Raw genomic sequence first — 25,091 nt, forward strand, 5'->3', positions numbered from 1 at the left:
GTCGGTTTTCCGACAGCACTGACGCAGCCCAAACCCACAACTCTTCAACCAAATGATGTAGATATTTTCTGATTTTACAATGGAAAATTATCAATTGCTTTACCATTACTTATAAATTAAGTAATATATTCGAATTTATTACTTTAGCCCGCATTTAAAGAATCTCTAGTTTGTGTCCGCTGTATATGTTTTTAAATATTTTTTAGCCGTCACTAAAAGTTTGGTCACGACAATTTTCATACTTGATACATTAGACCCAATCGATGGAGATCAACGTCACATATCCTTCAATCGAAAATTTTACATCCGTACAGAGACATGATGCTTGATTTTAAAAACGAACGTTCGTATTTAAATCGCGGAAGTTTGGATGGAGCGCATGGCGAGAACAAGAAAAATCAGCCCGGATGACATACTCGACGCGGCGGAGCGTGTTGTGCTGAAGCTAGGCGCTGCCGGTTTTTCCATCGATGCCGTTGCGCAAGAAGCCGGCGTCAGCAAATCGCGCGTCGTGTACGATCACAAATCGAAGAGCGCTCTCTTGGAAGCATTGATCGAACGGCGCCTGAATGTAGATGCAGAGCGAATCCGCGTTTCTGTCGGACAAAACTCCGACGCACCGCATCCGGAGCTTTTCGGACGCATCGCAGTGGCTGAAAAAGCGCCTGACGATACCGATAAAGCCGTATGCCTGGCGATCAGTGCGGCAATGTCCTCTGAAGAAAAAATCCACGACAGGATGCGCCAATGGACCAGTGATGATGTGAAGGACATGAATAGCGGAGCAAGACCGAAGGCCGCTTTACTTGCTTACCTCGCCCTTACTGGCTTCTACTGTACTGAGCTATTTAATTTTCACGAGTGGGAACCCAAGCAACGCTTGGAAATTCTCGATGGAATTCGTGAAATCTATACTTCTCTCCCGGATGAAAAATGATGATCGCGTTGCGATTTTATGAGGATTTGATAATGCACAGCAGAAAATCTCTGCCCCTTTTGACGAAGCTGCTGGCCGCTGGCGTCCTGATGGCAGGCACGAATACAGCCGTTGCGCAACAGGGCGCGCAGATGCCACCACCAGCCGTAGGCGTCGTCGAACTGCAGGCCCATGCCGTCCCGGTGGTCAATGAGCTGCCCGGCCGTATCGCGGCCACGCGCATTTCGGAGGTACGCCCCCGCGTTTCCGGCATCTTGCAGGAGCGTGTGTTCGAACAGGGGACGCTGGTAAAAAAGGATGACGTTCTATATCGCATTGACCCGCGACTGTTCAAAGTCCGCGTTGAAAGTGCTGAGGCCTCTTTGCAGCGCGCGCAGGCGACGCAGCAGAATGCACGCCAGCAATTCGAGCGACAGAAAAACTTGCGTGAACGCAATGTCGCCAGCGGTATCGATTTCGACACCGCTTCCGTCAACCTCGCGCAGGCGGACGCCGATGTCGCCTTGCAGGAAGCAGCGGTCGAAGAAGCTCGCATCAATCTTGAATATACCGAAGTCCGAGCGCCCATTACCGGCATCATTGGCGCAGCGCTTGTGACAGAAGGTGCGCTCGTGACGGCGGACGGCACGCAGAATCTGGCGCTGATACAGCAGATCGATCCGATCTATGCCGATTTCACCCAGTCTGCACAGGAAATGATGTCGCTGCGCCGCGCGGTTGCCGATGGCAAGCTGGCAAGCCCTGCGCCGGACCAGGCAAGCGTCCGCCTGGTGTTCGATGACGGCACCGTTTACGCTGAAGCTGGCCGCCTGCTGTTTGCCAGCGCCAGCGTGGATTCCACCACCGGGCAGGTAACCCTGCGCGCAGAGTTTCCTAACGCCGACCGCGATTTGCTACCCGGCATGTATGTCCGCGTGCGGGTGGAGCAGGCCGTGCGTGAGAATGCCATTACCGTTCCCCAGCGTTCGATCATTCGTACTGCCGATGGCAAGCCGCAGGTCTATGTCGTTAAGGACGATAGCACTGCCGAAGCACGCCCCGTCGTACTCGGGCAGGCTCTCGACAGTGAGTGGGTCGTCGAGACCGGCCTTGCGGCTGGGGAAAAAGTCATCGTGGACGGCGTGCAGAAGGCTAAGCCCGGTGGCAAGGTCGCTCCTGAGCCGTGGAAGCCAGAAGCCACGGCTCCGGCGGCCGCAGAAACGCCAAAGCAGTAAGGTTATCCCATGGCACAATTATTCATCAAGCGGCCCATCCTCGCCTGGGTTTTCGCGCTGTTCATCTGCATTGCAGGCGTTCTGGCAATCCCGTTCCTGCCGATTGCGCAGTACCCCAAGGTCGCGCCGCCGCAGCTGACGATTTCCACCACATACCCCGGCGCATCGCCTCAGGACATTTATCAGGGCGTTACCCGTCTCATAGAAGATGAGTTGAACGGCGTCGAAGGACTAATGTATTTCGAGTCGACGTCGGATACCTCCGGCCAAGTCTCGATCAACGCCACTTTCACACCCGGCATCAATATCAACCAGGCCTCCGTGGATGTGCAGAATGCCATCCGCCGTGTGGAAGCCCGCCTTCCCTCTGCCGTCGCGGCACAGGGCGTAACCGTTGAGGAAGCCTCTTCCGGCTTCCTATTGTTTGTTGCGTTGTCGTCTACCGATGGACGCATGGACGACGTCGCGTTGGGTGACTATCTGAACCGCAACGTTCTCGGCGAGCTTCGTCGCGTCGAAGGCGTGGGCCGTGCGCAGATGTTTGCCGCCGCGCGTGCCATGCGCGTCTGGATCGATCCGGACAAGCTGGTCGGCCTCAACCTTACCGCAGCGGATATCAACAGCGCGATCACCGCTCAGAATGCGCAGGTTGCCGCCGGCCAGATTGGTGCAGCACCTAACCCCGTCTCCCAGGATCTAACAGCAACAGTTCTGGTCAAGGGCCAACTGACGGACCCTGCAGAGTTTGGCAACATCGTGCTGCGCGCCAACGCAGATGGTAGTAGCGTTCGACTGAAGGATGTTGCCCGTCTCGAACTCGGCGCGGAAACCTATAACGTCTCCACTCGCCTGAACGGCCAGCCGACAGCCGGCGTCGGCATCCAGTTGTCTTCGACGGGTAATGCTGTTGCGACCTCGAAGGCCATCCAGCTCAAGATGGAAGAGCTTTCGCGTTACTTCCCTGAAGGGGTCGAATACGCCATACCATACGATACAAGTCCGTTCGTGTCGGCCTCGATCGAAAAAGTGGTCATGACGCTGATCGAAGCCGTCATCCTCGTTTTCGTGGTTATGTTCGTCTTCCTCCAGAACTTCCGCTACACAGTCATTCCGACACTCGTTGTTCCCGTCGCATTGCTGGGCACGTGTGCCGTGATGTATGCCACCGGCTTCTCGATCAACGTTTTGACCATGTTCGCCATGGTGCTCGCCATCGGTATTCTGGTGGATGACGCCATCGTGGTGGTCGAAAACGTCGAACGCATCATGGCGGAAGAAGGTCTTTCGCCAAAAGCGGCAACACAAAAAGCAATGGGGCAGATTACAGGCGCCATTCTGGGCATCACTCTGGTTCTCGCCAGCGTGTTCATTCCCATGGCGTTCTTCCCCGGCTCGACAGGCATCATCTATCGTCAGTTCAGTTTGACCATGGTTGTTTCCATCCTGTTTTCGGCCTTCCTCGCCCTTTCTCTGACGCCTGCGCTCTGCGCGACGTTCCTGAAGCCCATCAAGAAGGGGCATCACGAAAAGAAAGGCATCGGCGGCTGGTTTAACCGCAAATTCGACAGCCTGACCCACGGCTATACGAAAACGACGACGGGAGCTGCGCGCCGCGCAGGCCGAATGATGGTCGTCTATCTGGCACTCATTGCCGGTCTTGGATATCTTTTCGTCAGCCTTCCGAGCGCGTTCGTTCCCGATGAAGACCAAGGCTACCTGATCGTTGATATTCAGGGACCACCAGAGGCAAGCGCCAATCGCACCCTGGAATCGATCAAACAGATCGAGCGAATCTTCAAATCGGATTCCGCAGTCAAGGACGTCTTTGCGATCCAGGGCTTCAGCTTCTCCGGCAACGGTGCGAACGCAGGACTTGCCTTCGTCATCCTGAAAGACTGGAGCGAGCGTGGAGAGGGCAGTTCGGCGCAGGACGTCGCAAACCGCGCCAATATGCAGATGTTTGGCCTGAAGGATGCGTCGACCTTCGCTCTGTCGCCACCACCTATCGAAGGCTTCGGCACGTCTGGCGGCTTCTCGTTCCGTCTTCAGGATCGTAATGGCATCGGGCAGGCAGCGTTGTCCGCCGCCGCTGCCGAATTGATGCAGAAGGCAAGCCAGAGCCCGCTTCTCGCAGGCATGCGTATTGAAGGCCTGCCGGATGCCGCACAAGTTCTGCTGGTCATCGATCGTGAAAAGGCGAATACCTTCGGTGTGACTTTCGGCGACATCAACAATACCATTACCGCTAACCTTGGTTCGTCTTACATCAATGACTTCCCCAACTCGGGCCGTATGCAGCGTGTGGTCGTTCAGGCGCAGGATCGGGATCGTCTCCAAGTCGAAGATATTCTCAAGCTGAACGTCCGAAACGCCAATGGCGGCATGGTGCCGTTGAGCTCATTTGCGATTGCCCAGTGGCAGAAGGGCTCGCCGCAGGTCGTGGGTTACAACGGTTATCCGACCGTCCGTATCGCGGGTTCTCCAACACCTGGCAATTCCACGGGCGTCGCCATTGCCGAGATCGAGCGGATCGCTTCCGAACTTCCCAATGGCATCGGTTATGAGTGGACAGGACAGGCACTTGAAGAAATCAAGTCCGGCTCACAGGCACCATTCCTGTTCGGCCTCAGTATCCTTTTCGTCTTCCTGCTTCTTGCCGGTCTGTACGAAAGCTGGTCGATCCCGATTGCGGTGATGCTCGTCGTTCCGCTCGGCATCATCGGTTCTGTACTGGCGGTCATCCTGCGGGACATGCCGAACGATATCTACTTCAAGGTGGGATTGATCGCCATCATCGGCCTTTCCGCCAAGAACGCGATCCTGATCGTGGAATTTGCGAAGGATTACTATGCCGAAGGCAGATCCTTGCTGGATTCCGCCGTAGAAGCCGCCCGCGTGCGCTTCCGCCCGATCATCATGACATCGCTCGCCTTCACGCTCGGCGTTGTGCCGCTGGCGATTGCGACCGGGCCTAGCGCAGCAAGCCAGAACGCGCTTGGTACCGGCGTTCTTGGCGGCATGATCTCGGCAACGATTCTCGCTATCTTCTTCGTTCCGGCATTCTTCGTGTTCGTGCTGAAACTGATGCGTACGAAGCGGCCAGAAGCGCACCATGACGAGACGCCGACGACGCCGGAAACACCGCCTCCAGCGCCGTCCAACTAAAATATCATCAGGAAAATAATGAACGCCGCGAACATGTTTTGCGGCGTTTTTCTTTACGGATTGCGCCGTCGATAAACCATTGTTCTATTCGCGCCAAGTTTATGGTTATTCTGGTTTTTTGACGTTATCGCGTTGCAATATTTTACCTTGATTCATGCGCCGTTCGTGACTTATTGTAGCTCTTGTTCTCAGGGCGGGGTGCAATTCCCCACCGGCGGTATCAGGATTTATCCCGGAGCCCGCGAGCGCTTCTGGCTAAACCGGAAGGTCAGCAGATCCGGTGAGATGCCGGAGCCGACGGTATAGTCCGGATGGAAGAGAGCAAGGTGGTAAAATCCGCACCCAGCGGAAATGCTGCGTTGTTCGCCCAAGGGAAGTTCTGCGTTTTCTAAAAACGCAAAAGTGCTGGAAACGGCATAACCCTTGAAAGGCAAGACATGACGATTTCGAAAATTGAAGATGCGATTGCAGCTATCTCCCGCGGTGAAATGGTCATCGTGGTGGATGACGAAGATCGCGAGAATGAAGGCGATATCATCGCCGCCTCCGAAACCATCACCCCCGGCCAGATAGCCTTCATGATGAACCATGCCCGAGGCCTTATCTGTGTTGCCATGGAAGGCGAGCGGCTGGATGAGCTGGAACTACCTCTCATGGTCCCTCGCAATACCGAATTTCACAAGACCGCGTTCACGGTTTCCGTGGACTATATTCCTGGCACAACAACCGGCATTTCCGCTCATGACCGCGCAAAAACAGTGCAGGCCTTGGTGACGAAGGGCACGAAACCGGATGATTTCGCCCGCCCGGGCCACATCTTCCCACTACGTGCCAACCCGAATGGCGTCTTGGGCCGCACAGGCCACACAGAGGCCGCCGTAGATCTCTGCCGCCTGGCAGGTAAATCCCCCTCGGGCACCATTTGCGAAGTGGCGAACGACGATGGCACCATGGCGCGGCTCCCCGATCTGGAAATCTTCGCAGAGGGTCATGGCCTGTTGCTTGTAACGATCAAGGACTTGGTAGATTACATCAAGGCGACTGAAACTGAAGAACGCAGGCAGGTCGCGTAATCCACACGTCCTGAAACCCAAATGCGCCTCACGGCGCGTTTGTTTTATGCGGGCCGGACACAACAGAAGGTCCGGCTCTTGCAGCCTGTTTCATCAGCTTACCACTTATACCGCCGACTGGCTTTCCAGCGTCCCCCTCACACAGGTCGCAACTTTCTCCAGAAGGGCATCACTAATGCCCATATCCTGCAAATGCTGAACGGTGTTGAAGACATAATCTACATTTCTGCCCGCGGAACCGACGGCGCTGCAAATAATTCGCGCTGATTCGTCCACCGTCAGGCCGCTGGCATATTGAACATGCATGGGGTCGGCCACATAGGTAACGGCATTCGCCCGCCTGCCATCCAGAAGGCTGACGGTTACGATGCGTTCCTTGTAGACATTGGATATGAGTTCACGCTCACGTAAATAACTCATGACCTGATTGTGGTTTTCGGCGGCTACGCGAAACGCCACACCATGGCATGAACCGCCCCGTTCCAACCCGAGCACCAATCCCGGATTTTCATCGGTCCCCCGATAATGGTTGGAACTGATGCAGAGCGCCCTGCGATATCCATGCAGCCGTGCCCGCTGCCGCTCCTCAAAGGGGAAACCCGGATTCCACATCAACGAACCGTAGCCAAAGACCCAAAAATCGTCCATATCGCAAGCCAAATCAAAAATCATTCCTTGTCCCACCATTGGAGATCATCATGGCAGCGTCAAGCCAATCCCGAACGAGCAGAAAATTCCTGTTTCTCGGACTAGGCATCGTTCTCGTCATCGTGATCTACACGGCAGGCTGGTTTTACGCAGCTCAAAAGCTACAGGAAACCGTTATCAAGGCCATCGCACCCGGCGGTACGAGCAACGTCACCGGACAGTGCGAAGACATGGCCTTCCGTGGTTACCCGTTCCGTATAGGCCTCTTCTGCTCGAAGGTGGATATCGAGGACGCAACCAACGGCGTCAACGCCTCCTTCGGTGCTCTTCGTTCGGCAGCTCAGATTTATGCTCCCGGCCATATCGTCTGGGAGCTGGATTCGCCTGCCAAAATCACCACCGCACACGGTCTGAATGTTTCCGCAGAATGGGCCGACCTGCAATCGAGCCTCGTCACGAAACTGCGGGGCATCGACCGCACCTCGCTGGTTATCGAGGGACTGAAGGCCACGGCCCAGTCCTCGGTGACCTCGCAGACCGTCAATTTTGACGCTGCCAAAACCGAGATTCACCTTCGCCAGAACGGCGCCGATCTTGATGGAGCAATCACTCTGGAAGACGCAGCGACCGTCATAACCGACTTTCCGCAACTCTTGCCGCGTGGCAACGCGATTGCAGATGTAACACTTGCGGGCAAGGCTGGCATGATCGACGGCAGCGACCGCACGGGCCTTTATGGAACGAGCGGCGAACTGCGCCGCCTGATGCTGAATACCGGCGAAGGTCGCACCATTCGGATCACCGGACCGTTCTCATTTGATGATCAGGGCTATCTATCCGGTCAGTTCAAGCTGGAAATCGAAAAATTGGGCGACTGGGCGAGCAACGCCAAGCAGGCCTTCCCGCAACTGCAATCAACCATCGACACAGGCCGCAAATTGCTTGGCGCACTGGCTGGCGGCGGAGACCGTGCGTCGGTCGATCTCGTGGTCGATCGAGGTCGTGCCACGATCAGCGGCTTTATTCCGTTAGGAAGAATACCCCCGATCTGACAGGAGGGCGAAACGCTCTCCTCACCCTTAGGCAAGTCTTTCTTGAGCTATCGCCTCCAGCCTTCGGCCTCGAAACGTCTCTCAAGCGAACAAAAAGCGCGCTCCGAAGCGTTTTGAGGCTTTCCGGAGCGCGCTGTTTCAAGTTTGATAGATATTCTGGCGGAGCTTACTTCACCCGCTCGAAAACAACGATCTTACGGGCTTCGATGGGCGACGGATAGCTTGTCGCACGGAAATCACCATAGTCCGCGACAAGCCTTGTCAGCGCGGCCTGCGTGTAAACGAATGTCTGGTCGGCTGCCTTGCTGCTCACGCCGATCACCGGCAAATCCTCGAAAGAGCCAGAGAACTGTCCAAGCGCCTGGAACTTGGGATCTTTGAGTGTCGGATATTCGATAATGAGGCGCTGCTTCGTAAGCTTGACGGCCTTTTCCAGAAAGCCCTTGAAATCTGGTACGTGGTGCAAAACATTGAGTGCCAGAACGTCATCGAACTGATTGTGCAGATCGACGTTCATGAAGTTTGCCCGGTGGATCACCGCCTTGGAATGCGTAACCGCTGCGACCGCAACAGCTGCTTCCCAACGCGGCGGGTGCAGTTCGATGCCAGTCAGCGTCGTTGCGCCATAACGCTCGGCGCGGAACAGGAAGTCGCCCAACGCGCAACCGATATCGAGAACACTTCGACCTACAAAGCTGCGGTCGCGAAAATTGTGGAAGGTCTGCGACCGGCCACCGGCCACATGATCGAAGTCCTTGCTGTCAGTGGTGATGTTGCGTGGTAGCAGAACGCGTTGGTAGTCGCGTCCGGGCAGGTTCATCACCGCATCGATTTCCGCCGGGCTCGGCGTGGAAATGTAGCGACCGCGCAGGTTATGATGCACGAAGGTTCTGTCGGTCGGCACGAACAATTGCCCGTTGATTGCTCCGAACTGATTGGAAGAATAGAGCACGTCATAAGAGATGCCCTTGCTTTCGAGCAGATCGAAAGTCTTTTCGTAAAGCGTGAAGAAGTCGACATCCTTCATGATGTCGAGCCAGACGGAGGGATTGTAGCCAGATGTCCCGAGAGATTGCTCCACGTGACTACGGGAGCTGGCACGATGCGCGAGTTCACCAATGGAAGTGACGATGACAACTGCCTGCTGTATCTTTCCGGAAGCCATGATGTCGGAGAGGATTTTCTCGTCCAGCAGGTTCCATTCGCGGCATGGAAGACCCTGATTTTTCAGTTCCAGACACTTGTGCAGCAAATTGTAGTGGAGCAAACCTTCCGTAGGCACATCCGATGGAGACTTTATCTGCGAACCGAATGTCGATGGCAGACCATGCGGCTTCAATAGCTCCATAAAGGTCGATTTGCCGGCATTCGAAGGACCAAGAACCAGTATTGTCATTTTGTCTCCGGGGAGGAACCCTCGATTGCGAGAAAGCTTCCTCTAGTTGCATTGGGCATTGCAACGGCAAATGCCGTTCCGATGCAGGAAATCACCAGCGGCCTTCTGCCAAGGCCACAGCCAGACCGAGGCACGCGTACCAGCCAGACCCGTCGAACAACTTAAGGGCCAAGCCGGGGCTGCGCGACGCTCAGGCCCTGTCTTATGTTCATTACTTATTAATGGGAGAAGCTGACGCGTACCTTGCCGCGTTAATAGACATGAGTGACGTTGAAACGTCGCCACTTCGTCAGCGCCACGCCCCATGCAACGGGCGTGGTCCATAGCTGCTACTTTTTCTGGTCCAGCGAGTGTCGCCCGAAGTCCGGCGCGTCCACATCTTGGCCTGCCTGCACGATGGAGCGACGGATGGCGCGGGTGCGGGAGAAAAGCTCGAACAGCTTGTCACCTTCACCCCAGCGTATGGCGCGCTGCAACGAGGCCAGATCTTCCGAAAAACGCGCCAGCATTTCAAGGATCGCATCTTTGTTGTGCAGGCACACATCCCGCCACATGGTGGGATCGGATGCGGCAAGACGGGTAAAATCGCGGAAGCCGGAAGCCGAATATTTGATAACTTCCGATTCCGTCACCGTTTCCAGGTCATCCGCCGTGCCGACGATGTTGTAAGCGATGATGTGCGGTAGGTGAGACACGATGGCCAGCACCTTGTCGTGATGCTCCGCATCCATCTCATCCACGCGAGAGCCGAGCGCGATCCAGAAGCCTTTCAGGCGCTCCAGCGCATCCGCATCCGTTCCCGGCAGCGGTGTAAAGATGCACCAGCGATCTCTGAACAGCCCCGCGAACCCGGAATCGGGACCTGATTTTTCTGTTCCCGCCAGCGGGTGGCCGGGAATGAAGTGCACATTCTGCGGCATGTGGGGCGCCATTTGCGCGATGACGGATGCCTTGGTGGAGCCGACGTCGGTGACGATGGCACCCGCTTTCAAATGCGGTGCAATCTGCTGTGCCACAGCTTCTGATGCGCCGACGGGAACCGAAACGATGACGAGATCAGCGTCCTTGACCGAATCGGCAACAGAGGCGGTGTAGGAGGTGCCGAGCGCCAACTCTTCGGCGCGCCTCAGCGTTTCTTCGCTGCGGGTAGAGATGACCACCTCGCGGGCAAGGCCTAGCTCCTTGATATCCCGCGCGATAGACGAGCCGATCAGGCCGATGCCGATCAGCGTTATCCGTTCAAACATGAAATCCGCCATCACGCCTTCCCCATGAACTCTTTGAGAGAAGCGATGACGCCGAGATTGGCCTCTTCAGAACCCACTGTCATACGAAGCGCGTTGGCAAAGCCATAGCCGCGAACTGCACGTAGGATGTAACCACGGCGACTCAAGAACTCATCGGCATCGGCTGCCCGTTTGCCATCCACATCCGGGAAGTGGATCAGGACGAAATTCGTCACCGACGGCGTCACCGTCAGGCTGATTTCAGTAAAGGCTGCGGTTAGCTTATCGAGCCATAAAAGATTATGTGCAACGGACTGCTGCATAAATGCCTGATCGCGGATGGCGGCGGCACCGGCGGCGATTGCGGGTGCGTTCATGTTGAACGGTCCCCGCACGCGGTTCAGCGCATCGATGATGGCAGCCGGACCATACATCCAGCCGACGCGAAGTGCGGCCAGACCATAGACCTTGGAGAAGGTACGCGTCATCACGACATTGGCGTTGCCGGAAACCAGTTCCAGCCCAGCCTCATAGTCGTTCTTGCGAACATATTCCGCATAGGCTGCATCCAGAACGATAATGACATTTTTCGGCAAACCGGCCTGAAGGCGGCGAATTTCCGCAACCGGAACATATGTGCCCGTCGGGTTGCCGGGGTTGGCGATGAACACCATCTTCGTCTTTTCCGTGACGGCAGCGAGGATGGCATCCACATCCACCGTGCAATCCGTTTCCTTCACGGTAACAGGTGTAGCACCTGCACCCATGATCTGGATCTTGTAGACGAGGAAGCCGTGCTCGGTGATGATCGCTTCATCGCCCGCACCCAGATAGACGTGGCAGAGCAGGCCCAGCAGTTCATCCGAACCGTTGCCGCAAATGATGTTGGCAATATTCAGGCCATGCACATCGGCAATGGCTTGGCGCAACGCAACGGCCTGTCCGTCCGGATAGATTTCCAGATTGGAGGCGGCGGCCTTGAAAGCTTCTATGGCCTTGGGGCTTGCGCCGAGCGGCGTCTCGTTGGACGAGAGCTTATAAACCTTCGCAACGCCGTCCACATGTTCTTTGCCCGGAACATAAGCGGCGATATCCAGAATGCCTGGACGCGGAACAGGTTGGTTAAGCTCTGCACTCATTTTTATTGACCTTCGGAAAAGCGCCGGAAAACCCGGCCTGACAATGCCGAAGGCATTAGACTGGAAGAAGGTCTTTGTCGAGTATCAGCGCTTCTTTTGATTGTCCAGTTTCGTACGTGTACTCGGCACGCCCTGCGGTGCGAGAACCGGAACGAAAACGCGTCGCGAGGCGCGCTGCGTCACCGGCAAGCCCTGATAAAGCCGCTTCTGCGCTTCCACGATGATAATCCCGGAAAAAACCGGCCAGAGCCTGCGACCCATGATTTCGAGATAACGTCGGAATTTCAGCACGGAGCGCACTTTCGATGGTGGGAAAAACAATGCTTCCGCGGTCGCGCCGGGCGTAAAGTTGGTCTCCCGCAGTAGCGCCGTCAGCTGGCTGCGTGAGTAGGGTCGGCCAGAGCCGAAGGGTGTATGCTCCATCCGCGCCCAGACACCGCGACGGTTTGGCACTACGATGACGAGCCGCCCGCCGGGAGCGAGGACACGCCACAGCTCTTTCAGCGCTTCCCGAGGATTTTCAACGAACTCGAGAGAATGCACCATTAGCACCCTGTCTATGGACGAATCGGGCAGCGGCAATTCCTCGTCGAACACAAGTGCGGTAGAGGAGAGCTCGCCTGCCGGCCAGTTCACCGCGCCCTGCCCTGCTGGCATGAAAGCAAAGGTGCGTTCGGTATCGTGGCGAAAGCGGTCGAGAAACGGGACGGCATATCCCAACCCCACCAGCCGTTCATCCGGTAGCGGTGGCCAGAGCGTCGATAGCGCCATGGTGATGGCCTGCTCAGCGGAACGGCCAAGTGGGGAATGATAGAATTCGCGCAGATCGACAATATCGGTATTCATGGACTGGAATGTAGCAGTACCCGGTTGGACTTCAAGCGGTAGTGGCCTACATAAGACTTACAGCTTTTCGATGCAGATGATGGAGGGAAACATGAAGCCGCTGGAAATCGAGGTCTTTCTTTGCCGCAGCGACAATTTCGGGGTTCTGCTGCATGATAGCGAAAGCGGAGCGACCGTTTCCATCGATGCACCAGAGGAAGCGCCCATCCTGAATGCACTTGATCGTAGAGGCTGGAAGCTCACCCACATATTCACCACTCACCACCATCAGGATCACGTGGACGCCAATCTGGCGCTCAAGGAAAAGTTCGCTTGCGAAATCCGCGGTCCTCACGATGAGGCGGTGGCAATCCCCGGTCTCGATATATCCGCAGCCGATGGCGATGAGTTCGAATGGGCGGGACGACGTGTGCAGAGCATCGCGACGCCTGGGCATACCGCAGGCCATATCTGCTACTACCTCCCAGACGATGGATTGCTTTTTGCGGCAGATACCTTGTTTGCCATGGGCTGCGGACGTCTATTCGAGCGCCCCGCTGCCGATATGTGGCATTCCTTCCAGAAGTTGATGGCGCTGCCGGATGAAACGCAGGTGTACTTCGGCCACGAGTATACGCTTTCAAACGCCCGATTCGCCGTCACCGTCGATCCTGAAAACGCGGTCCTTTCGCGTCGCCTCAGCGAAGTAGAGGCGCTGCGCAATGAAAACCGCTTCACCATCCCCACGACTATCGGCATGGAGAAGCAGACGAACCCTTACATGCGCGTTGCAGAACCCGGCATCCGCGACCATCTGGGCCTGAAAGGCGCCACAGACGCGGAAGTTTTTGCCGAAATCAGAACCCGCAAGGACAAATTCTGATGGAAAGAGACAATTCGGCAGAAGCAATCATCCGCGCACTTAACCTTGAGGCGCACCCCGAAGGAGGCTTCTACCGCCAGACCTTTCGCGATGAAGACGGCGGTGAGCGCGGCCATTCCACTGCGATCTATTACTTGCTGCAAAAGGGCCAGCGCTCTCATTGGCACAAGGTTACGGACGCGGTGGAGGTTTGGCACCATTACGCAGGTGCCCCGCTTTCGCTCCACCTTTCTGAAGACGGCAAAACCGTAACCACTGTCCGCCTCGGACCGGCCGTGCTGGAAGGTGAACTTCCCCAAGCCATCGTCCCGGCCAATTGTTGGCAGGCGGCAGAGAGCCTTGGCGAATTTTCGCTTGTGGGCTGCACGGTTTCGCCCGGGTTCGTATTCGAGAGTTTTGTGATGGCAGAGCCCGGTTGGCAGCCGCGCTAAATCGATATCCCCGCAAGAACGAGTTCACGCGATTTGCGTTAGCTCTTTATTTTCGCACGTCCTTATCGCAAACTGCTGCACAGTTTTGCGAAGCATTCACTACCACGTCCGCAATTCAGTCAGCCGCCATACTTCGTGGCGGTGATGTACACTTGCCCCACCTTCGTTGGGATACGCGCGTAAACTGGTGCGTAAACGTCCATATTATTCGCCTTGGCGAACCATATCTCCATAGAGATGGATTTCAGATATTCGATATCCTTGCGTCCCTTCCGGAAGCCGGATTTGGGCACATAGCGCACGTTGCAGACAATGGCATCACCGCTGAAGCCATCGGTTTTAAAGGGCTTTGTCCCACCAGAACTGAGGACAAGGTCCAACCGCGACTCACCATCGTAGATGGGCAGACGGCTGGGGCAGATACGTCCACCGACGGGAAAAAGCAGACCGGAAATAGGATCGAGAACCGCGCGAAGATCGCGATCTTTGACGTCTACCCAATTGTCTGGCTTTGATCTGGGCTCCGGCTTTACGGTTGTCGACGTAACGTTTCCGTTGCGGTACCGAACATCGTAAGTGCGGCTCCGCTTTCCGTCCTTATAGACCAGCGAATACTCGCTGGCCTGCATCCGATTCCCGCGCTTTGCGCCGGAAACCGTGGTGCGACCGGAGATATCCTTGAGAACACTGGCTATCCCAGCAGAGCTGAACGAACCGGATATGGAATAGGACGTACCTTCGATCTTGGTCGAAAAGCTGGCGCGGGCGATGGGCAGCACACCGAGCGCGATGGAATACTCGCTGTCGTGCCGTGATTCTTCGGCAAACGAGGGTAAAATGCCTGCCAAAGTGAAGGCAGCGGCCATAAACAGTCTTTGTGCGGTGGCGATCATCGGATAAAAACCTCGGCGGATGAGCAAAAGCCACCCTTTGAGGCGATCATATACCGCTACTTGTGGCAATAAAAAAGCAGGATGCCGCGGGAAACAGGTGAAATCACGCACAAAAAGGTGCGGGCGGCTTGACTGGGCGAACGGCTCTGACTATAGAACCGCAACTTTCCAATCATCGGCTGTTGGATTGCAAACCGGGTTTTGCCGGGAAGCAGGATAGCAGCCATACAGTGACAACGAATAGGTGTACCCATGTCCCGTGTATGCGAATTGACCGGCAAGGGCGTCCAGACGGGCAATAACGTCAGCCACGCCAACAACAGAACCAAGCGCCGGTTCCTCCCGAACCTTTGCCAGGTTACTCTGATTTCCGATTCTCTCGGCCAGCGTTTCCGCCTGCGTGTTTCCGCAGCCGCTCTGCGCTCTGTCGAACATCGTGGCGGCCTCGATGCTTTCCTTCTGAAGTCTGCCGAAAACGACCTGTCGATGCGCGCTCGTCTGCTGCGCCGCCAGATCGCAAAGAAGACCGCTGAAGCTGCTTAATAGCGGATTCCAGCACTTCGAAAATCTGCAAAAGGCTTGACTGGCTCTGCCGCTCAAGCCTTTTCTCTGTTTGGGCGATAAAGAAACATTCGTTTTCGTCACGTCCGTCTTACTCGCGCATCGGAACATTTTAAACCTCACGGGGTTCGTTCCCTGCTTCCTTCGGCTCCAACTGGTGGCATCACCCAGGATAAAAAAATGCCTTACCTGCGCTCTATATTCGTCTACGTCGTGCTGATGACGCTTGTTGTCGTCGCATCGAACATTCTCGTACAGTATCCGCTTTCCGGCACTCTGTTCGGCATCAACCTTGGCGACCTTCTGACCTGGGGGGCTTTCACCTACCCCATCGCCTTCCTCATCACCGATCTGACAAACCGGCAGTTTGGCCCGTCGATCGCCCGCAAGGTCGTTCTAGCCGGTTTTGTGGTTGGCGTGACCCTGTCGTTCTGGACATCAATCCCGCGCATTGCGGTTGCCTCCGGCACGGCCTATCTCATCGGTCAGTTGCTGGATATCTCGGTATTCAACCGCCTTCGCCGTCAGAGCTGGTGGCAGGCGCCGCTGGCTGGAACAATGCTGGGGTCATTGCTGGATACAGTGCTCTTCTTCTCGATAGCCTTTGCCGCAAGCTTCGCCTTCATCGGCCCGAACGATTCGTTCGCAATTGAGGCAGCGCCTATTTTGGGTGTCCTGTCACTGGAAGCACCGCGCTGGATTTCATGGGCGCTTGGTGATCTCTCGGTGAAGATTCTCGTCGGCCTATTCATGTTGCTGCCCTACGGTGCACTGATGAGCACGCTGAAGCCGATGCCGTCTGCCCGGAATGCCTAGCATGTCGAGGGTTTCTCCAGCGATGGAGGAGCCCGACTTTACCATTACCTCCGGCCCGCTTCTTCCATGAGCCAACGCGTGAGTTTGGACGCGGCACTGCCCTTGTCCGCGCCACCTGATAGCCAGTAGCCGCGGGTCGGCTCCTCCAGCATTTCACCGATTTGCACCAGCGAGCCGTCCGCAACCAGGCTGTCGACCAGGCCGCTCCAGCCGAGCGCGATCCCCTGGCTCTTCAGCGCCGCTTCGATCACCATCGTATAGGTATTAAAGCTGATGTCGCCATGCCCGCTGGCTGGACCACGAGAAACACCGATTCTTTTAAGATAGCCCGACCAATCGAACCACTGTGATGAAAGCATACTGTCGAGGTGGATAAGCTTCGATTGGCCGATTGGTTCTGCAGCACAATCCAGCGAGGGAGAGTGCAGGAAGCCCGGCGCACAAACGGGAACTACCTTTTCCGAAAGCAACAGCACCGGATTGGCCTCGACATCCGGCCTTTCACCGAAGGCAACCAGCACGTCGTCCTTTCCCGGCGAATGCCCTGCCGGGTTTTGATTGGCGACAATCTGGATATTGATGTCAGGGTGACGTTCTCGAAAACGTTGCATGCGCGGGATAAGCCACAGGCTCGAAAAGGCATAATCCGTGTGAAGCCGGATGACAGCTTTCTGTCTGGATTGACGGAACTCGCCTACCAACTGATCAAGTTCCGCGACCTGCTGCGTCACCATCCGGTAAAGCTTTTGTCCTTCGGGTGTCAGTTCCACACCTCGATGCTGGCGATGAAGCACAGCGACGCCGAGTTGCTCCTCAAGCCGCCGGATTTGATAGCTGACCGCTGGCTGGGTTAGCCCAAGTTCCTGCGCTGCGGCTGACAGACTGCCTCTTCGCCCGCTTTCCAGCAATACGCGCATCCATCCCAGGTCGACAGGCCGCTCAGCCATAAAAAATCCTTTGATCTACCATCAAAAATACGGCCTTCACGCCGGGAAGATATGTGTAGTTTATTAAAATACTAGATTAAGCGTTTCGTTTTCAAATGAAAGCGCGCGAACAGGAGGACGACCATGAAATCAATTTCCCGACTGCTTCATCTCTCTGCAGGGTTTCTCCTGTCTGTGGCATGTTTTGCCAACACGGCGCATGCAAATGATGATGCCGCGTGCAAGACCATCCGCCTCAGCGACCCTGGCTGGACCGACATCACCGCAACAAATGGCACCGCTTCCTACATTCTGGAAGCGCTGGGCTACACGCCCAACGTCAAGACGCTATCGGTGCCGATCGGCTATCAGGCCATGAAAAACGGCGAGATCGACGTCTTTCTCGGTAACTGGATGCCCGCACAGAAAGCCTTCATCGATGATCTGAACTCTGCCAAGGCTGTGGAAGTCTTAGGCAAGAACCTTGAAGGCGCAAAGTTCACGCTGGCCGTGCCGACCTATGTGGCCGAAAAGGGCATCAAGAATTTCGCCGACTTGCAAAAGCATGCCGAGGAGTTCGACAGCAAGATTTACGGCATCGAACCCGGCGCACCTGCCAATCAAAACATCCAGAAAATGATCACTGCCAACGATTTCGGCCTCAAAGACTGGCAGGTTGTCGAGTCGGGCGAGCAGGCAATGCTGTCTCAGGTAGAGCGCGCTGAAAAGAACAAGCAGGCCATCGTCTTCCTTGCCTGGGCGCCGCATCCGATGAACGAGAAATTCAAGATCGAGTATCTTGCCGGTGGTGACGCTTATTTCGGGCCGAACTTCGGTGGTGCAGAAGTCTACACGCTTGCCCGCACCGGCTGGCCAGCGCAATGCCCGAATGCCGCAACGCTGTTCAAAAACATCAAGTTCAACATCAGCATGGAAAATCAGTTGATGGGCGCGATTCTCGGTGGTGAGGACGCAAAGGCTGCCGCCGGTACATGGCTGAAGGAAAATCCAAAGGTACTGGACAGCTGGCTGAAAGGCGTGACCACGCTGGACGGAAAGCCGGGCGATGCTGCCGTGAAGACGGCTCTCGGCCTCTAATATACCCGATGATCATATCCGCATTGGAGACCGGCGTGACGCGCCCGAATATTCTCATTCTCATGGTCGATCAGTTCAACGGGACGTTCTGCCCCGATGGCCCGGCCGATTTTCTACATGCCCCGCATCTGAAAGCGCTGGCTGAACGCTCGGTGCGCTTTGCCAACACCTATACCGCAAGCCCGCTTTGCGCCCCCGCCCGAGCCTCCTTCATGTCCGGGCAGCTCCCGAGCCGCACCCGGGTCTACGACAACGCCGCAGAGTTCGCCTCGGATATTCCGACCTATGCGCACCATCTGAGATCGGCGGGCTACCACACCGCCCTTTCCGGCAAGATGCACTTCGTCGGCCCCGACCAGTTGCATGGCTTCGAAGAGCGGCTGACGACGGATATCTATCCTGCGGATTTCGGCTGGACGCCGGATTACACCAAGCCCGGCGAGCGGATCGACTGGTGGTATCACAATCTCGGCTCCGTGACCGGGGCGGGTGTTGCCGAAATTACCAACCAGATGGAATATGACGACGAGGTTGCCTATAATGCGACGCGCAAGCTCTACGACCTTTCCCGCAGGCTGGACGACCGCCCATGGTGCCTGACCGTCAGCTTCACGCATCCGCACGATCCCTATGTCGCCCGACGCAAATATTGGGATCTGTACGAGGATTGCCCTGCGCTCGATCCAACCGTCGGCGCGCTGCCATTCGATGAAATGGATCCCCACTCCAGACGTTTGCTGGACGCTTGCGACCATGAAAACTTCGACATCACGCCGGAGCATATCCGGCGCGCACGGCAGGGGTATTTCGCGAATATTTCTTATGTCGATGACAAGATCGGTGAAATCCTCGACGTGCTGAAACGCACGCGCATGGAAGACGACACTGTTGTCCTCTTCCTCTCCGACCATGGCGACATGCTGGGTGAGCGCGGACTGTGGTTCAAGATGTGCTTCTTCGAAGGCTCGGCGCGTGTGCCGCTGATGATTTCAGCACCCGGCTGGGAGGTGCGAAAGGTCGATGATCCCGTCTCCACGCTGGATGTAACGCCGACGCTCTGCGCGTTGGCCGGTATCGACGTCGCCTCGCTTAAACCCTGGACGGACGGCGAGGATTTGAGCGGTCTGGCAGCAGGCACCGCATCACGCGGGCCGGTGCCGATGGAATACGCCGCCGAAGGCTCGATCGCGCCGCTGGTCGCTATTCTTGATGGTCGTTACAAGCTGACCGTATGCGAGGCCGATCCGCCGATGCTGTTCGACCTGGAGAGCGATCCGAACGAGTTGGTCAATCTTAGCGATGACCCGCAACATGCGCAGACACTGGCCGCCCTGATGATGCAGGTGAATGCACGGTGGAATTTCGCCACCTTCGACGCCGCCGTGCGCGAAAGCCAGGCCCGGCGCTGGGTAGTCTACAAGGCGCTGCGCAACGGGCAATATTATCCCTGGGACTACCAGCCGCTGCAAAGGGCCTCAGAGCGATACATGCGCAACCACATGGACTTGAACGTGCTGGAGGAGAACCAGCGGTACCCGCGCGGGGAGTGAGAAAAGCCGACACCGCCCTCCTCCCTGTGCTTGTCACATGGAGGAGGGCTCTATCAATTCAGCTCAAAACCGCATGCCCGGAACAGCCAGCGGATTATCCATCATCGCCTGACTATCCGGCCTATCTATACCCGCCGTTCCAGTGAAGGCTGCGAAGAGGTCCTTTACGAATACCTCCGGCAAATCCTTGGTGATCAGCACCATGCGGGTGCGGCGATCCGCCGGGTCTGGCCATGCCGCCAGACGCTGTGGCGGGTGGAAAATGGATTGTACGCCGTGCAGCACCAGAGGCCGATCCGGCCTATCGGAAAGCTGCACGATGGCCTTCATGCGCAAGAACTTTTCGCCATGGGCCGAACGCAGCAAATCCACGAACATTTCGATGGCCACCGGATCGATGGGGCGATCATGCAGGATGGAAAAAGAGCGGATTGATGCGTTGTGGCGGTTTACATCATGGTGGTGGTGGCCGCCATGGTCATGGGCTTGGTCATGATGATGTTCAAGAGCGTGATGATCCTCGTGCTGATGGTGGTGGCCATCGTCATGGGCGGCCTCTTCGCCCAGCCAGCGGCTGACATCGGCGCTCTTGCTTTCAAAATCATACAGGCCATTGTCCAGCAGATCGGTAGCCTTCCAGTCTTCGCGGTCGCCATCCTCGACTGCCGCACGTGGATTGAGGTCCGCAAGCTTCACCTTTAGCGCGGCAATACCTTCGGCATTCGCAAGCTTCCGCTTCGTCAGCACCAGTCGGTCGGCCACGGCCACCTGCTTGACCGCCTCTTCGTGGTTTTCCAGCGTGGCGGAGCCATTGACCGCATCCACCACGGTAATCATGCCGTTCAGCGCGAAACTCTGTGCGATGACCGGATTTCCCATGATCGACTGCATCACCGGTGCCGGGTCGGCAAGGCCAGTGGTCTCAATGACGACGCGCTTGACCGGCTTCAGCCGACCGGTCTGGATTCCATCCATCAACTCGGCCAGTGTATCGACAAGCTCGCCGCGCACGGTGCAGCAGAGACAGCCTTCCGCAAGCTCGATGATGCCGTCACCAGAACGCTCCACCAGCAGGTGATCGATGCTCACATCACCAAATTCATTGATGATAATTGCCGCGTCCGACATGGACGGATCTTTGAGAAGCTGGTTCAGCAGCGTCGATTTGCCAGCACCGAGAAAACCGGTGAGGATGGAGACGGGAATTCGTTCGAATGCCATGGATAGCCTGCGTCGTTACAACATTACATCTAGCTGCTGGTTTTATATCAGCATATTACGAAAACGACAGCACCGATTTGATGAACCGAAAAAGAGGCTCGCCCGAAATGACGAGCCGCGGAATTCGAGGTATTAAAACGCCGGGCGCGGAATAGGGATTGGCACATCTGCCACGTCTACCGAGCCTTTGGCATTCGAGGCGACGGCTTCAGTGCCGGGGATCAGGCCCGCGAAGGAATAGACCGGGGGGCGGGTCATTTCGTGCACGTAAGGCGACTTGATAATCATCCGGCCTGCCTCGTCACGGCTTTCGCTGCGTACTTTCGCGGCTTTCGGATTACAGATTTCCTTGCTGAGATCGTTCATCGTCAAAGTATCGCCATAGGGTGCAAGCGAGGCCAGCGAAACGCCTTGCCCCGAAGGCGCCGTCAGCCCCAGTTGCAGCAATTCAGCAGATTCGTCGGTGCGACCCGCAAGGCTGTCGGAACCCAGTACGATGGAAATCACCTGGCGACCGTTGCGCATGGCCGAGGAGACCTGATTGAAACCGGAAGCGCAGATGAACCCCGTCTTCATGCCATTGGCACCTTCGAAGCGACCGACCAGCATGTTGTAATTGGCATAATTTTTCTTGCCGGTGGTGACGCCTTCCAACGCGAAGTAACCTGCATATTCAGGAAATTCACGTTTGATAATGAGGGCGAGCACAGCGAGATCCCGTGCGGTGGTATACTGCCCGGCCCCCGGCAAACCGTTCGGGTTGATGTAATGGGTGGACGACATGCCAAGCCGTGCCGCCTGCGCATTCATTTGCGAAACGAAGTTCGCCTCGCTGCCCCCGACAGTCTCTGCAATGGCGACGGCCACATCATTCGCAGACTTGATGAGAAGCAGTTTCAAAGCGCTATCCAGCGTCAGCTTCGAACCTGCCTTGAAATACATCTTGCTGGCAGGTTGATCGGCTGCGTGTTTGCTCATCACCACTTCCGTATCGGGGCTGAGCCTGCCGGACTTCATGGCGCTGAATGCGATATAAGCCGTCATCAGCTTCGTCAGCGAGGCGGGATACCACTTGCGGAAGGCTTCCTGATGCGAGATCACCTTGCCGCTTTTCACGTCCACCACCATCTTCGGATTAGCGTACGCAAACGATGTCATCGCCAGAACGCTGGCAGTCAGGGCGGCAACGGTTTTGACGAGCCGTCCGGCGGCTCGCTGGGTTCTGCGTTCGTCTTGCAAGGCGTGTCCTCGAATTCCCGTCTCAAGCTTCGGGATTTGCAATAGTCACCATATATGTCCTAGCAATGGCAAAGTCCGTTGATTGCGTCAATTATGCGGCGCAATATCTGTGATACAGAACTGCGATTCACAATGCCGCAAATGGAAGTCAGGAATTTTCGAATGCCGATTTTGAACAGAGCCGCCGAATTACAACAGGAAGTCAGCGAGTGGCGGCGCCATCTTCATGAGAATCCGGAGATTCTCTACGATGTCCATGAAACGGCGGCGTTCGTGGCAGGAAAGCTGAAATCTTTTGGCGTTGACGAGATCGTGACTGGCATCGGCCGCACCGGGGTGGTGGGTCTCATCCATGGTCGCACCAGGCAGGGACGCACCATAGGTCTGCGTGCAGATATGGACGCGCTGCCAATCCTGGAGGAAACCGGCGCTGCGTGGGCGTCGAAGACACCGGGCAAGATGCACGCCTGCGGCCATGATGGGCACACCGCCATGCTGCTAGGCGCAGCGAAATATCTAAGTGAAACCCGAAATTTCGTCGGATCGGTAGCCCTGATCTTCCAGCCTGCGGAAGAGGGCGGCGCGGGGGCGCTGGCTATGGTCGAAGATGGCTTGATGGACCGTTTCGGCGTGGATGAAGTTTACGGCATGCACAATATGCCTGGCATTCCGCTGGGTACCTTCGCCATTCGCAAGGGCGGCATCATGGCGGCACCGGACAAGTTCTCGATTACCGTCAAAGGCCGAGGCGGGCATGCCGCGCAGCCGCACCGCACCGTTGACCCGATTACCATCGGCGCGCAGATCGTCAGCAATCTCCAGATGATCGCATCCCGCAATGCCGATCCAATTCGTTCCGTCGTGGTTTCCGTCACACGCTTTCAGGCTGGCTCCAGCCATAACATCATCCCTAATGAAGCCTTGATAGCCGGAACGGTGCGAACGCTGGATGAAGACGTCCGCGACATGGCCGAAGCGCGCATCAAGCAAATGGCAGAAGGCATTGCGCTGGCCAACGGCGCGCAAGCCGAAGCATCTTACGAAAGATACTGTCCTGTGACAGTCAACCACGCGGTCGAGACCGATTACGCCATTCGCATCGCGCAAGACGTGGCTGGCGAAAGCAACGTGGACCCGGACGTCGATCCGTCCATGGCAGGCGAGGATTTCTCATACATGCTGCGCGAAAGACCGGGCGCATTCATCTTCCTCGGTAATGGCGAAAGTGCGGGCTTGCATAACCCGAGCTATGACTTCAACGACGAAGCCATCGCCTACGGAATATCCTACTGGGTCAAACTGGTGGAACAACGGTTAAGTACGTGAAACTAGAATATTGCGAATGAAACGCTGGCGCTTGCACAAGCAGGTTGATCCTTTGGGATCGCTGCGCTAAAAGCGCAGGCGTGTGTCCACGTAGCTCAGCAGGATAGAGCACCTTTCATAGTGTGAAAGTTTACTGGTCGAGCAGAATCCTCAGCACAGCAGGCTGACGACGGACCAGTAAATTTACTGCCGCGCCTTGAGACCGAAAATTGGTCGCGCATTCTAGGGAATCTGGTGGGCAACCCCACCGGTAGAGCCAATCAAAATGCTTCCCCGCAAATCTGATGTTCGAATCGTTGATCTTACCCTTTAATGCAAATCGCCGTTGGCGCTGGGGTGTTGATCTTCGGCATAGCATGGGTTACGAACCAACTTGAAAGAAGGTTTGTCCACATAGCTCAGCAGGATAGAGCACAGGATTCCTGGTTGCAAAATTGGGGGCTGTATTCCGAAAGGTTGCAGTCGATCTACTCAAATTCGGGGAACGCTTCGCTGGACTATCAGCATGCCAATCCCGAGCCAAGCTTCGGAGAAATCCGTCGAAGGTGTAGAGACTGGATGGGTAGCACCTAAAGGCTCCGGCCCATGGTGAAGGGACAGTCCAGACCACGAACGCGCCCACCCGAAAGGTGGGACGGCGGCGAAAGCCGAAGTGGTATGAATCCTGGGGTCGGAGGTTCGAATCCTCTTGTGGACACCACTTCCTCGCGACGCTAGGAGCAGGGTCCATCAACCTTTGATTGCGGTTCGTTGGTTTGTCGCTGTGATCGTTGTTGTGGACATTCCGCTCCGATAAATATGTCCGAGCTATCTGCCAGTGCCTTCTCTCTGGGCATCACGGCTTGCCTCTCTATGTCGGTGAAGGTGCGAAGCACCTTTTAAGAGTCAGCAGCCTTATACGGATTAAGGTTCAATAGGAGGTTTCAGCTTTCCAAGGTAATGAACCAGGGCGTAGTTGCGCACGTAAATGCTACATTCCGCGCAGGATGGGTAGCAGAGCAACTCCAGACTGCGCAAGGCCTCCAATTTGCTGGGAACTTCAGAGACACAGAGATGACATGCGAACAACTCTTCAGCAGCGCCACAGCTCGGTCAGCCCATGTGTTTGGTGAAACCTGATCTAACAAGAAATGGATCACAACCAAGCAGCAGTAAAGTCGGTCCAGCTTCGTCTATTATTTTCCGTGGAGACATTACTTACCGTTGAACGACCCAGTCTTGAATTTATCTCGTTATGGGTTTCTGAACAAGGAACAGACTTTTTTCGTCTTAATGAAAAACGAACAACTAAGTATTGCAATTTTTGCAATTCGTTCCCACTTTCTTTCCGTAGTATATGACGGAGAAGTTGAGAGGTGGCTCGGAAAATCTGCACAGCTAGGATAAGTGGAATTTCTGCCTGACTTCAGCTTAAATGCTGAGAACAGGAGATACCATGACGAGACGACCGCGCCGGAACCATAGCCCGGCTT

21 protein-coding genes and 1 riboswitch are annotated in these 25,091 nt (G+C 56.1%); of the genes, 12 read left to right on the plus strand and 9 right to left on the minus strand.

All coding sequences use genetic code 11. The features are described from left to right. Positions 1–370 precede the first annotated feature (370 nt). The 4 genes from G6L28_RS15185 to ribB all read left to right on the plus strand — a co-directional run bounded on the left by G6L28_RS15185 (position 371) and on the right by ribB (position 6,389). Complete coding sequence (locus G6L28_RS15185) at positions 371–937, plus strand: TetR/AcrR family transcriptional regulator (protein WP_234902593.1); 567 nt, start codon at positions 371–373, stop codon at positions 935–937. Positions 938–1,026: 89 nt separating this feature from the next. Then, on the plus strand, positions 1,027–2,151 hold the full coding sequence (locus G6L28_RS15190; RefSeq protein WP_234902596.1) for an efflux RND transporter periplasmic adaptor subunit: 1,125 nt from the start codon (positions 1,027–1,029) through the stop codon (positions 2,149–2,151). A 9-nt stretch (positions 2,152–2,160) separates the two neighbouring features. Further along, positions 2,161–5,316, plus strand: coding sequence for an efflux RND transporter permease subunit (locus G6L28_RS15195; protein WP_174064668.1), 3,156 nt, complete (start codon positions 2,161–2,163; stop codon positions 5,314–5,316). Between the two features lie 180 nt (positions 5,317–5,496). Beyond that, positions 5,497–5,643, plus strand: a riboswitch (FMN riboswitch). Between the two features lie 110 nt (positions 5,644–5,753). Next, entirely contained in the window at positions 5,754–6,389 is a 636-nt protein-coding gene (ribB, locus tag G6L28_RS15200; RefSeq protein WP_174064669.1) for a 3,4-dihydroxy-2-butanone-4-phosphate synthase, read from the plus strand. A gap of 105 nt (positions 6,390–6,494) precedes the next feature. Here the strand turns inward: ribB and G6L28_RS15205 are convergent, their stop codons facing one another. After that, positions 6,495–7,037: a gamma-glutamylcyclotransferase gene (locus G6L28_RS15205; RefSeq protein WP_174064695.1), complete on the minus strand. Its 543-nt coding sequence runs from the start codon at positions 7,035–7,037 to the stop codon at positions 6,495–6,497. Between the two features lie 50 nt (positions 7,038–7,087). Here G6L28_RS15205 and G6L28_RS15210 point away from each other — a divergent pair, with 50 nt between their 5' ends. Beyond that, positions 7,088–8,089, plus strand: coding sequence for a DUF2125 domain-containing protein (locus tag G6L28_RS15210; RefSeq protein ID WP_174064670.1), 1,002 nt, complete (start codon positions 7,088–7,090; stop codon positions 8,087–8,089). Between the two features lie 166 nt (positions 8,090–8,255). On the opposite strand, the gene G6L28_RS15215 is transcribed toward G6L28_RS15210, so the two are convergent. From G6L28_RS15215 to G6L28_RS15230, 4 genes are all read right to left on the minus strand, one after another. Beyond that, entirely contained in the window at positions 8,256–9,485 is a 1,230-nt protein-coding gene (locus G6L28_RS15215; protein WP_174064671.1) for a class I SAM-dependent methyltransferase, read from the minus strand. 329 nt (positions 9,486–9,814) lie between these two features. Then, positions 9,815–10,744: a prephenate/arogenate dehydrogenase family protein gene (locus G6L28_RS15220; RefSeq protein WP_174064672.1), complete on the minus strand. Its 930-nt coding sequence runs from the start codon at positions 10,742–10,744 to the stop codon at positions 9,815–9,817. Further along, the gene (hisC, locus tag G6L28_RS15225) at positions 10,744–11,850 is read right to left on the minus strand and encodes a histidinol-phosphate transaminase (protein ID WP_174064673.1); all 1,107 of its coding nucleotides are present in this window, start codon (positions 11,848–11,850) and stop codon (positions 10,744–10,746) included. Before hisC ends, G6L28_RS15220 begins: the two co-directional genes overlap by 1 nt. An 84-nt stretch (positions 11,851–11,934) precedes the next feature. Continuing rightward, entirely contained in the window at positions 11,935–12,696 is a 762-nt protein-coding gene (locus G6L28_RS15230) for a class I SAM-dependent methyltransferase (RefSeq protein ID WP_174064674.1), read from the minus strand. A 91-nt stretch (positions 12,697–12,787) separates the two neighbouring features. Between G6L28_RS15230 and gloB the strand changes: the two genes are divergently transcribed. Further along, positions 12,788–13,558 (plus strand): hydroxyacylglutathione hydrolase, encoded by a 771-nt coding sequence (gloB, locus tag G6L28_RS15235; RefSeq protein ID WP_174064675.1) that lies wholly within the window; start codon positions 12,788–12,790, stop codon positions 13,556–13,558. Then, the gene (locus tag G6L28_RS15240) at positions 13,558–13,989 is read left to right on the plus strand and encodes a cupin domain-containing protein (protein ID WP_174064676.1); all 432 of its coding nucleotides are present in this window, start codon (positions 13,558–13,560) and stop codon (positions 13,987–13,989) included. The genes gloB and G6L28_RS15240 overlap by 1 nt, the downstream gene beginning before the upstream one ends. Positions 13,990–14,108: 119 nt before the next feature. On the opposite strand, the gene G6L28_RS15245 is transcribed toward G6L28_RS15240, so the two are convergent. Beyond that, positions 14,109–14,882, minus strand: a complete 774-nt coding sequence (locus tag G6L28_RS15245) for a DUF3108 domain-containing protein (RefSeq protein WP_174064677.1) — start codon at positions 14,880–14,882, stop codon at positions 14,109–14,111. A gap of 252 nt (positions 14,883–15,134) precedes the next feature. Here G6L28_RS15245 and rpmB point away from each other — a divergent pair, with 252 nt between their 5' ends. Then, on the plus strand, positions 15,135–15,425 hold the full coding sequence (gene rpmB / locus G6L28_RS15250; RefSeq protein ID WP_174064678.1) for a 50S ribosomal protein L28: 291 nt from the start codon (positions 15,135–15,137) through the stop codon (positions 15,423–15,425). 198 nt (positions 15,426–15,623) lie between these two features. Next, the gene (locus G6L28_RS15255; protein ID WP_174064679.1) at positions 15,624–16,259 is read left to right on the plus strand and encodes a queuosine precursor transporter; all 636 of its coding nucleotides are present in this window, start codon (positions 15,624–15,626) and stop codon (positions 16,257–16,259) included. A gap of 44 nt (positions 16,260–16,303) precedes the next feature. Here G6L28_RS15255 and G6L28_RS15260 read toward each other — a convergent pair whose 3' ends face one another. Beyond that, on the minus strand, positions 16,304–17,206 hold the full coding sequence (locus G6L28_RS15260) for a choline sulfate utilization transcriptional regulator (RefSeq protein WP_174064680.1): 903 nt from the start codon (positions 17,204–17,206) through the stop codon (positions 16,304–16,306). Positions 17,207–17,329: 123 nt separating this feature from the next. Here G6L28_RS15260 and G6L28_RS15265 point away from each other — a divergent pair, with 123 nt between their 5' ends. Together G6L28_RS15265 and betC are read left to right on the plus strand one after the other, a co-directional pair. Continuing rightward, a complete protein-coding gene (locus G6L28_RS15265) occupies positions 17,330–18,283 on the plus strand; it encodes a choline ABC transporter substrate-binding protein (RefSeq protein WP_174064681.1) in 954 nt (317 codons plus the stop codon). A 35-nt stretch (positions 18,284–18,318) separates the two neighbouring features. After that, the gene (gene betC, locus G6L28_RS15270) at positions 18,319–19,833 is read left to right on the plus strand and encodes a choline-sulfatase (protein ID WP_174064682.1); all 1,515 of its coding nucleotides are present in this window, start codon (positions 18,319–18,321) and stop codon (positions 19,831–19,833) included. Between the two features lie 63 nt (positions 19,834–19,896). Here the strand turns inward: betC and G6L28_RS15275 are convergent, their stop codons facing one another. Continuing rightward, on the minus strand, positions 19,897–21,054 hold the full coding sequence (locus G6L28_RS15275; protein ID WP_174064683.1) for a CobW family GTP-binding protein: 1,158 nt from the start codon (positions 21,052–21,054) through the stop codon (positions 19,897–19,899). Positions 21,055–21,186: 132 nt separating this feature from the next. Continuing rightward, a complete protein-coding gene (locus G6L28_RS15280) occupies positions 21,187–22,212 on the minus strand; it encodes a D-alanyl-D-alanine carboxypeptidase family protein (RefSeq protein ID WP_234902597.1) in 1,026 nt (341 codons plus the stop codon). Positions 22,213–22,455: 243 nt separating this feature from the next. Between G6L28_RS15280 and G6L28_RS15285 the strand changes: the two genes are divergently transcribed. Next, positions 22,456–23,619, plus strand: a complete 1,164-nt coding sequence (locus tag G6L28_RS15285) for a M20 aminoacylase family protein (RefSeq protein WP_174064685.1) — start codon at positions 22,456–22,458, stop codon at positions 23,617–23,619. Positions 23,620–25,091 lie beyond the last annotated feature (1,472 nt).

The organism is Agrobacterium larrymoorei (assembly GCF_013322225.1).
GTDB classification, from domain to species: Bacteria; Pseudomonadota; Alphaproteobacteria; order Rhizobiales; family Rhizobiaceae; genus Agrobacterium; species Agrobacterium larrymoorei_A.